This window comes from Albibacterium sp. (assembly GCF_035514885.1).
In the GTDB taxonomy this organism is placed as follows: domain Bacteria; phylum Bacteroidota; class Bacteroidia; order Sphingobacteriales; family Sphingobacteriaceae; genus Albibacterium.
The window spans coordinates 19,816-27,624 of the sequence record NZ_DATJCH010000020.1; the positions used below are offsets into that span (position 1 = coordinate 19,816).

8 protein-coding genes are annotated in these 7,809 nt (G+C 36.8%); 6 read left to right on the top strand and 2 right to left on the bottom strand.

Annotated features, from left to right (window positions below; genetic code table 11):
• The first annotated feature begins 27 nt into the window (after positions 1–27).
• Together VL047_RS09640 and VL047_RS09645 are read left to right on the top strand one after the other, a co-directional pair.
• On the top strand, positions 28–2,454 hold the full coding sequence (locus VL047_RS09640) for a TonB-dependent receptor (protein WP_325360055.1): 2,427 nt from the start codon (positions 28–30) through the stop codon (positions 2,452–2,454).
• Positions 2,455–2,457: 3 nt separating this feature from the next.
• Positions 2,458–3,618 carry a PepSY-associated TM helix domain-containing protein gene (locus VL047_RS09645; protein ID WP_325360056.1) on the top strand — a complete coding sequence of 387 codons (1,161 nt, stop codon included), beginning with the start codon at positions 2,458–2,460 and terminating at the stop codon, positions 3,616–3,618.
• Positions 3,619–3,659: 41 nt separating this feature from the next.
• On the opposite strand, the gene VL047_RS09650 is transcribed toward VL047_RS09645, so the two are convergent.
• A complete protein-coding gene (locus VL047_RS09650) occupies positions 3,660–4,040 on the bottom strand; it encodes a helix-turn-helix domain-containing protein (RefSeq protein WP_325360057.1) in 381 nt (126 codons plus the stop codon).
• Between the two features lie 98 nt (positions 4,041–4,138).
• On the opposite strand from VL047_RS09650, the gene VL047_RS09655 reads away from it, so the two are divergent.
• Entirely contained in the window at positions 4,139–4,771 is a 633-nt protein-coding gene (locus VL047_RS09655) for a nitroreductase family protein (RefSeq protein WP_325360059.1), read from the top strand.
• A gap of 54 nt (positions 4,772–4,825) precedes the next feature.
• On the opposite strand, the gene VL047_RS09660 is transcribed toward VL047_RS09655, so the two are convergent.
• Positions 4,826–5,617: a hypothetical protein gene (locus tag VL047_RS09660; RefSeq protein ID WP_325360060.1), complete on the bottom strand. Its 792-nt coding sequence runs from the start codon at positions 5,615–5,617 to the stop codon at positions 4,826–4,828.
• A 159-nt stretch (positions 5,618–5,776) separates the two neighbouring features.
• Here VL047_RS09660 and VL047_RS09665 point away from each other — a divergent pair, with 159 nt between their 5' ends.
• The 3 genes from VL047_RS09665 to VL047_RS13570 all read left to right on the top strand — a co-directional run.
• The gene (locus VL047_RS09665) at positions 5,777–6,496 is read left to right on the top strand and encodes a DUF1080 domain-containing protein (RefSeq protein ID WP_325360062.1); all 720 of its coding nucleotides are present in this window, start codon (positions 5,777–5,779) and stop codon (positions 6,494–6,496) included.
• A 96-nt stretch (positions 6,497–6,592) separates the two neighbouring features.
• Positions 6,593–7,582 carry a glycoside hydrolase family 5 protein gene (locus VL047_RS09670; protein ID WP_325360064.1) on the top strand — a complete coding sequence of 330 codons (990 nt, stop codon included), beginning with the start codon at positions 6,593–6,595 and terminating at the stop codon, positions 7,580–7,582.
• A gap of 55 nt (positions 7,583–7,637) precedes the next feature.
• A partial coding sequence (locus VL047_RS13570) for a family 16 glycoside hydrolase (RefSeq protein WP_414635307.1) occupies positions 7,638–7,809 on the top strand: 172 nt, incomplete at its 3' end.

Consider the following 7,809-nt stretch of genomic DNA (forward strand, 5'->3'; position numbering starts at 1 on the left):
ATTCTATTATAAATAAATCAATTTACAATGAATTTTATTTACATAGTTTATGGGTTAAGCAGGTTGTTACACAAAAGCTTTACAAAAGAATGGCAACCTTTTCTTACCTATAAGCTAGCATTTGCTGTTTTATTTTTTGTTCTATTTGTGGGTATAAGTTCTGCTCAGGCTCAAGAACAATCCGTAACCGCTGAAACGGGTAGCTTAACTGGTCAAATAGTTGATGAATATGGATATCCTGTAAGTTTTGCATCTGTTCGTTTAGATGGCAATTCTGGCACTCAATCCGATTCTAATGGGAATTTCTCCTTTTCAGATATACGCATTGGCCGACATGAAGTCTCTGTAACATCAGTAGGTTTTCGTAGAACAGATAAAACAATCGAAGTATTGGCAGATAGCACTTCTCAATTACAGATTGTATTAAGCAAAGATGTAGAATTAAAAGAAGTAGTAGTTACTGCCGGTAGAAAACCGGAAAGTATTGATGAGGTGCCATCCTCCATCAGCATATTAACTGCACGTGAAGTACAAGCTCAAAGTGTCGTAAATCCTTCTATTGCTTCGGTATTAGGAAATACAATTCCGGGTCTGGGTACTGCCACAAATAAAGCTACCAACTCAGGTCAGACTTTGCGCGGTCGTCAAGTATTGGTTTTAATAGATGGTATTCCACAATCAACCCCTTTAATGAATGGGAGTCGTGATATTCGTACTATTGATCCTGCTGTAATAGAGCGTGTTGAAGTTATTAAAGGTGCAACTTCTATTTATGGGAACGGATCAGGCGGTGGAATTATCAACTTCATTACTAAAAAGCCTGCTGCCGGGAAAAGGATTAGTGGTACTACATCCATTGGTTCTAATGGAAATGTTGTAAATACAGCCAATACCGTTGGATATAGGATTTCGCAACTATTAGCTGGTACAGTAAATAAGTTCACCTATGTTGTAAACGGAACCTATAATTATACAGGTGTATTCAAAGATGCGAAGGGCGAAGTAAACGGACAGGACGACGGCTTAGGAGAAACCTCGCTTTATAATCTATATTTAAAAGCTGGGTATAAACCTAATGAACATAGTCAGTTGCTATTAACTTATAATCTTTTTAGCAGTGTACAACGAAGTGACTATATTAATTCAGTAGGCGTGTACGGTGAGCATCCATCCATTGGTATCAAAGGAGATAGTCCGGGAGAGCCAGCGGGTACACCTCAAAACCATAATTTGTGGGCAAGCTACAGTCATGATGGTCTTCCTTTTGAAACAGCTTTAGATGTAACCGCTTATTATAATCGTTTCATTTCCATGAACAGGTATGTGCCTTCTGCTACAGCCTGGTACGGTCCCGGACAAACACAAATCCAGTCTTTTAAAAAGGGGATTCGTTTAAACTTGAATACCCCATGGTCTGCAGGTTCCATATCAGGAGAAGTAACCTACGGTTTAGATCTTTTAAATGATATGACCAATCAAGTTCTTACAGATGGCAGAGTATATATTCCTGATATGAATATGGTAAATTTGGCACCCTACGCTCAGTTAAAAGTAGATTTAGTAGATCAATTGGTTTTTAAAGGTGGTGTGCGTTATGAAAACGCTCGGGTAAAGGTTAAAGATTTCCGCACTATTGCTACCGGTCCTGATGGTGCTGGGAGTATCGATGTAACAGGAGGAACTATTCCTTATAATGCTACGATGTTTAACGCTGGTTTACGGTATAGTAAGTATGAGTTTTTCAATCCGTTTATAAGTTTCTCACAAGGTTTTGCCATTAATGAATTGGGACGAATTTTACGTCGCGCAAAAGAAAGCACATTGCAAAATTTGGAAACAGACCCAATCATAACGAATAATTATGAAGCCGGTTTCAGCAGTAGATTTGGAATTATGTCTGTTACAGCTGCTTATTATATCAGTACTTCTAATTTAGGACTTAATTTAGTTGACGTAGGTGGTTTTCTAATGCCTCAGCGTGAACCAGAAAAAGTGTACGGATATGAAGCAACAGCCGAAGCTTATGTTCACCCTAAAGTAACTTTGGGAGCTAGCTACTCTTATGTAGAGGGAAAAGCAGAATTAGATGATGATAGCGAAATATACTTGAACGGTGGTCGTATTGCTCCACCAAAAGGAACTGCCTATGTCTATTACAGACCTACTTCTAATCTTAACCTTCAATTGTATTTGATCCATACGGGTAGCCGAGATCGATTTGATGTAAGGGCTAATGGCTTGTATGGTAATAGCGAAGGGCCTGTTAAATCGGTTAATTTGATTAACCTAAGTGGTAGCTATCGTATAAATAGTAAATGGACAGCAGGTTTGGGAGTTGAGAATTTGCTAAACACATCTTACTATCCCGTTACTAGTCAATATAGAGCCGTCGATGCAGAGTATGTGCAAGGAAATGGAGCAAAGTTAAGTCTGAATTTATCATTTGATTTCTAATTCATGTTGAAAAAACTTATTCATTGGCTGCATCTCTGGCTTGGTATGGTTACCGGAGTTGTCGTATTGATTGTTAGTATAACAGGTTGTATTTACGTGTTTGCCGATGAATTGAAGGAAACGTTTTATCATGATAGGTTCTTTATAGAAGCGAGCAATATAGCACCTATGCCCATGAGTGTTTTACGTGATCGGGCACAGGAAGCTTTGGGTAGCAGTTATCAAATAAGCCGGTCTGAAGTTTATCCGGCTAATGATCGGTCTTGGGTATTTCGGGCTAGTGAAACGAATCCAGACGGTATCGGTCATTGGAACTATTACACCTATTATTATCGGGTGTATATTAACCCCTATACAGGAGAAGTTATTCATATAGAGAATTCTCGTAATGAGTTTTTTCAACTGGTTCTCAGTGCTCATATGAATTTATTGCTGGGAGATAAGATAGGAGGAGCAATTGTTGGTTATTCTACATTGATCTTTGTTTTCTTATTGTTGAGTGGTTTGGTATTATGGTGGCCGAAGAAATGGAGGATGAGTTCCATTAAAAAGAGTTTTTTTATAAAATGGAAAGGCTCACCCAGAAGATTGAATTACGATCTTCACAATACCGCTGGTTTTTATGCATTATTGCCTGCATTAATTCTTGCCATTACCGGATTGATTTATAGTTTTACCTGGGTGGATAATTCCATGCAGTATATTTTTGATGGAGGTAAAAAGATAGAGAAGCGCGAGATACCTAAATCAATGCCTGCAGATGAATTGGCATATGATGCATTGGATCAATCTTTAATAACTGTTCTTCAAAAGCACCCTACCGCGGATTTATTATCACTTAGGTTTAGAAAGGGCGATACAGCTCCGATCGATATTCAGGTACGTTTTGAGAAACGGAAGACCCATCTATTTGCCTGGTACTATTTTGATCGAAATAACGGGAATTTCTTGATGTCGTACGGAAGTGATACCGTTAAAGGAGGAGAAAAGTTCCGTACGATGAACTTTGATTTGCATGTAGGATCAATAGGAGGGATGCCTACCAGGATTTTTGCTTTCCTGATTTCACTAATTAGTGCTTCCTTACCAGTTACTGGTTTTATTATTTGGTATAAAAGGCATAAAAAAGTAAAGGGTAGAAGATTAAAGCCTTCTGTTTCATAGCTGAATAGCCATGCTTTTTACGTTATAATTTGGAGAAGTAATTATTTAGTATGTGTGTTGCAATTCTTTAGAATGTTTTCACGGTGATTTAATCCCCAATTTATCATTTCGTTGATGATGTTCTGCAAGGTTTTCCCATAATCTGAAAGCTCATATTCAACTGTTATTGGTTTTGTATCGCAAACTGTTCTGGATATTAGGCCGTTAATCTCTAATTCTTGGAGTTCTTTCGATAGCATTTTAGCACCAATGCCATCAATCTCCCTTTGTAATTCCATAAAGCGCCGTTTTCCGAAACTTAAGGAACTAATGATGGAGATTTTCCATTTCCCTTTTAGGATGTCTAAGGTGTCTTGTACAGCACGTAATTTTACTCTACACCCTTCCTCATTTATAGAGATTTTCAAGTTGTTGTTTTCCATTGTTTTGTTGATAGTTTCCAAAAGGAAAGTACTTTATTTATTGCAATCAGTTTCAAAAGTAAACTATTATTTTAAACTTTGCAAAATAATATAGAACTATGGAGTTATTAGAAGCACTAAACTGGCGATACGCCACAAAAAAGATGAACGGACAAGCTGTTCCGCAAGATAAAGTTGATAAGATTTTACAGGCTGCACACTTGGCCCCAACATCGTCCGGACTACAACCTTTTGAGATAATTGTAGTAACAAATCAAGAATTGAAAGAGAAGATTCAAGCAATTGCTTACAACCAAAGTCAGATAACAGACGGCTCTCATTTATTAATATTTGCAGCATGGGATAAGTATACCGACGAGCGTATTAGTGGTATTTTTAGTCGTTTGAATATAGAAAGAGGTTTGCCTGATTCAGCAACGGATGACTATAAGAATAAGTTAATAAACTTATACACTAATCAAACGGCGCAGCAAAATTTTGAGCATGCAGCAAGGCAAGCTTATATTGCTTTTGGAACAGCAATTGCAGCTGCAGCAGAGCTAAAGGTTGATGCAACGCCGATGGAAGGTTTTGATAGCAAGGCTTTGGATTCTCTTTTAAATTTAGAAGAAAGAGGTTTAAAAAGTATTATCTTATTGCCTTTAGGGTACCGCGATGAATCCAATGATTGGTTAGTGAACTTGAAGAAAGTTCGTAAACGAAAAGAGGAGTTTATTACAGAATTAAATTAATTGGAATAAAGAGCTAAAATGTAAATGAGCTATATTCATTTATATTTTAGCTCTTTATTTTTCTGTTGCATGGAGCTTTATAAGATGGCGTTTCCTGCTTCTGAAGCCATGAACGATGCTGCTTATTATAAGAATAATAGCTACAATAATGGCTGTGTAAACTATTGTTGGAAATTCATTAGCGTTTGTTACTGCTACTGCTATTAGTCCCCAAGCGGCGGCAAATGCCGCCTCACGCATGTTTCTGTTCCATGTTAAAAATATGTGTGTAATTCCCGCAATACATATAAACAGTATGGTCCAGTAAATTCCTGAAATACCAAAGCCATCCCATTGTATTTTAGCTAAATAAGCAGCAAAATTGGCTAATAAAGCCACAGTAATCCAACCAACATAGAGAGAGAATGGCCACCATACAAAAACAATCCTCTTTAATGGAACGTAATCGAGTTCCATGCGTGTGCTAATAACAATACGCATTAATGAGAAAAGTAGTAAGATCATTACTATGACCGATGTGCCTGTGTAATTATAAAGCCAGGCGAGAATCCATAAGCAGTTAGCTGCGCAGGAGATAACAAATAGCCACCCTACTTCTAAGACAACAGAAGGTGTTTCTGCTTTACTAAATAAACCCTTGCTTTGATAAACAATGAAAGCAATTAAACCAATATAAATAAGTCCCCAAATAGAAAAAGCATAGCCTGCGGGTGTAAAATAATTTTGATATTCTGCAGAAACTGATGCCATTGTACTTCTATTGAATATGCCCGTATTAGAGAGGTAATTCATTAATATGGTAATGATCAAAGCGATGATATTTGCTGCCTGTAGTGTCTTTTTCATTACGAATGATAATATAAGATTACATTTTAAAGGAACACAAATGTTATTTAAATGTTTATTTTTTTTATGCCTATTTCATCGGATCAGGACGTGAACTTATTAATTTAACATATTGGTTTTTTAGATTTTTCTTACCTTGCCTTCTTAAAACCAAATTATATGAGAAGAATATTGATCGCTTTTACAGTATTTGCAATGCTAAGCAGCGTTGCAATAGCACAAAAACCAAATACACTTTCTGACGCTGAAAAGAAAGAAGGTTGGAAATTATTGTTCGATGGAGAAACAACCAATGGCTGGCATACTTATTTAAAAGATACCGTTGGTTCGCGATGGCAGGTAAAGGATGGAACATTGGCTTTTAATCCAAATGGGCCAGAAGAAGGTGGCGGAGATATTGTGACTAATGATGAATATGAGAATTTTGATTTTCGTTTAGAATGGAAAATCTCTAAGGGCGGAAATAGCGGAATCATTTTTAATATACAAGAAAAGCCAGAGTTTCAAAATACTTATCTAACAGGCCCTGAAATGCAGGTTTTAGATAATATCGATGCTGCTGATAATAAAAAAGAAACCAGACTTGCAGGCTCTTTGTATGATATGGCAGGAGGAGCGGCGGTTTCAAAACCTAAACCAATTGGCGAATGGAACCAAGTTAGGATCTTGCAGAATAATGGACATTTAACTTTTTGGTTGAATGGTATACAAACTTTTGACGGACAAATAGGAAGTGACGAATGGAATAAGATGGTTGCAAATAGTAAATTTAGCGCAAAGGAGTTCGCGAATTTTGCTAAAGTTGCTAAAGGAAAAATAGCATTGCAGCAGCATCCGGGATCTACCCAATGGAGGAATATTAAGATTCGTCCTTTATAAGTTCTCTACTTTAGCTTTTTCTTTTCTGTAATTACTAGATAATTGATACCTTCAATTATCTAGTAATATAAACACGTATATACCAAAGCCATAATTATGAAAAGATTGTCGTTATTCGTCTTGTTCTTTTTTATCTCTTTCAGTTATATTAAAGCTAAGAATGTAGCTTATGGAGCAGTTGAGCGCCATGGATATCTATCTGTACAGAACGGAAAGATGGTAGACCAACATGGCATGCAGCCCCAACTCCGTGGAATAAGTTTCTCCTGGAGTATATGGGAGGGAGAAAAATACTATAATAAAGCGGTAGTGGATTGGCTTATTGATGATTTTAAAGTAGATCTGATCCGTCTTTCAATGGCGATAGAACCTGATAAAGGATATTTACAGAATCCTAAAGAACAAAAAGAGAAAATAATTAATCTAATTGATCAGGGAATTAGGAGGGGTATTTATGTGCTGATTGATTGGCATGACCATAATGCGAATAAGAATCAGTTGGAATCCGAAGCTTTTTTTAAAGAAATGGCACAACGGTATCAGCATGTTCCAAACGTAATTTATGAAATATGGAATGAGCCTGAGCGACAAACATGGCCGGAGATAAAGGCATATTCTGAAAAAATTATATCAGCTATTAGAACCTACGATAAAAAAAATCTTATTGTTGTTGGTAGTCCTCATTGGGATCAGGATGTAGATATTACAGCAAGAAACCCTATAAATCAGTTTAATAATTTGGTTTATTCATTTCATTTTTATGCAAGTGATCCTGGGCATCAAGAAAAACTAAGAGAGAAAGCTGAGGCAGCTATGGGGTTGGGTTTGCCATTATTTATTACTGAATGGGGAGTAGGCGAAGCAAACGGTAATGGAGAATTTAATTTAGAGAAGACAGATAAATGGGTTCAATGGATGGAAAAGCATAAATTGAGCTGGGTGAATTGGAATATTACGGATAAAAAAGAAACCACTGCATTGTTAAAACCTGGAGCTCCTATAAATGGTGGTTGGGATACTTCAAATTTAACACCGGCTGGAAATTACATCCGCACGGTCTTGCGAAATTTTGATGTCAATAAATAAATAAATAACAATAAGTTCGCCATTAAGCAGAACCAGCAAAAAAATCTAAAATAATATCGTCGCCACTTGTAATAAAACCAAAAATTATAATGGTCAGAGCAGAGGAAACAGTGGGATCTTTTTAGCTGCTACCAATGGTAATGCAGGCGGCTATGAGCTTCAAGTTCTTGATGGGTATAACAACGAGAATAAGACTTATGTTAATGGAATGGTCGGAAGTATTTATA

Bases quoted from the DNA above. Each gene is read 5' to 3' on its own strand.
- VL047_RS09640 (WP_325360055.1), top strand. From the start codon at position 28: ATGAATTTTATTTACATAGTTTATGGGTTAAGCAGGTTGTTACACAAA.
- VL047_RS09645 (WP_325360056.1), top strand. From the start codon at position 2,458: ATGTTGAAAAAACTTATTCATTGGCTGCATCTCTGGCTTGGTATGGTT.
- VL047_RS09655 (WP_325360059.1), top strand. From the start codon at position 4,139: ATGGAGTTATTAGAAGCACTAAACTGGCGATACGCCACAAAAAAGATG.
- VL047_RS09650 (WP_325360057.1), bottom strand. From the start codon at position 4,040: ATGGAAAACAACAACTTGAAAATCTCTATAAATGAGGAAGGGTGTAGA.
- VL047_RS09670 (WP_325360064.1), top strand. From the start codon at position 6,593: ATGAAAAGATTGTCGTTATTCGTCTTGTTCTTTTTTATCTCTTTCAGT.
- VL047_RS09665 (WP_325360062.1), top strand. From the start codon at position 5,777: ATGAGAAGAATATTGATCGCTTTTACAGTATTTGCAATGCTAAGCAGC.
- VL047_RS09660 (WP_325360060.1), bottom strand. From the start codon at position 5,617: ATGAAAAAGACACTACAGGCAGCAAATATCATCGCTTTGATCATTACC.